Annotated in this window: 1 protein-coding gene and 1 pseudogene; both read right to left on the reverse strand. The window is 66.6% G+C overall.

Features of this window, described 5'->3' with window-relative positions; all coding sequences use genetic code 11:
• Window positions 1–1,036 (reverse strand): solute carrier family 23 protein (locus AC1DKD_RS41210; protein WP_477144743.1); only part of this gene is annotated, 1,036 nt, incomplete at its 3' end.
• Between the two features lie 276 nt (window positions 1,037–1,312).
• Window positions 1,313–1,527 (reverse strand): annotated as a pseudogene (locus AC1DKD_RS41215) (hypothetical protein); the annotation flags it as partial.

The following is a 1,527-nucleotide window of genomic DNA, read 5'->3' on the forward strand; positions in this document are numbered from 1 at the left end:
GGATCAGCGCACCGAACTTGGGCGAAAAGCCAAGCACCAGGGCCACCACAGCCGCCACCACGAAGATCAGCGTGGAGTAGATCTTGGTCACGGCCATCACGCCCATGTTCTCGGCATAGGTGGTCACGCCCGTGCCGCCCCCGCCCGCGGAAATGATGGTGGCAATGCCATCGCCGATAAAGGCGCGGCCGATGTACGGGTCGAGATTGCGGCCGGTCATCACGCTGATGGCCTTGATGTGCCCGAGGTTTTCCGCCACCARCACGATGGCCACCGGTGCGATCAGCAGCATGGCGCTGGCCTGGAACACTGGCGACGTGAAGACCGGCAGGCCGAACCAGCTGGCCGCGGCCACGCCGGAGAAGTCGATGGCCTTGCCCATGCCCAGCCCGTTGGTGCAGATGTAGTACAGCACGTAGCCGAACAAGCCGCCCACGAGCACCGGCAGCCGGCGCAACATGCCCGGCGCATGCACCGCCACCGTGCCCACGGCCAGCACCGTGGCCAGCCCCACCCAGGTGTCAAGCGCGGCGCCGCTGACGGCCTTGACTGCCACCGGCGCAAGATTCAGGCCGATCGCCGCCACAATGGCACCCGTCACCACAGGCGGCATCAGCCGCTCGACCCAGCGATATCCGACCGCCTGCACCACCAGCCCGATCAGCAGGTAGAGCACGCCGGCGGCGATGATGCCGCCCAGCGCCACCGGGATATTGGGATTCGGTCCGCTGCCGGCATAGCCGGTCGCGGCGATCACCACGGCGATAAAGGCAAAGCTGGAACCCAGGTAGCTGGGCACCCTGCCGCGCACACACAGGAAGAAGATCAGCGTACCGATGCCCGAAAACAGGATGGCGATATTGGGATTGAAACCCATCAGGATCGGCGCGATCGCCGTCGAGCCGAACATCGCCACCACATGCTGGATCCCAGCCAGGAGCGTCTGGCCGGCAGGCAGACGCTCATCAGGCGCAATCACGCCGTGGGTCTTTAGCCGCCACTTGGGCAGGAATCCCGCGTCCTCGTTATTTCCCATTGTCCAGCTCCCGTTTTTTTGGCCTGGCCCCCGCATGCGTGAGCAGGTCCGGCTCGATTTGGATTATGTTGGCCGCGAAGCCGGCTCAGGCTGCCGCGGCGTCCGCATGATACCGCGCGACCGCAATCGTGCGAAGCCACGCGGAACTAGCACGAGCCATACCAGCGTCTGCCGTCCGCACCGGTGCGCGGGCGGCAAAAAGCCCCGGACCAGGCCGGGGCTTCGATGCGCAAATACGGACGATGCGGGCGTCGCGGCCGCGAGCCCGCCGGCGTCTTAGCGGGCGGCCTTGACCGGCGGTTTCTCCGCCTTGCCATCCTTCTGGGCCGCGGCCACCGCGGCCTTCGGCGCGGCGGCGCTGCCGGCGCCAATGGTCATGCCAGCCTCCTGCAAACGCACGACCGATTTCTGCCCGAGGCCCTTGACGCGATCCGCGAGATCCGCGGCATCCTTGAAGGGCCCGCCCCTGGTGCGCTCATTGATGATGGTGC

Source organism: Cupriavidus sp. 05T313 (assembly GCF_056396665.1).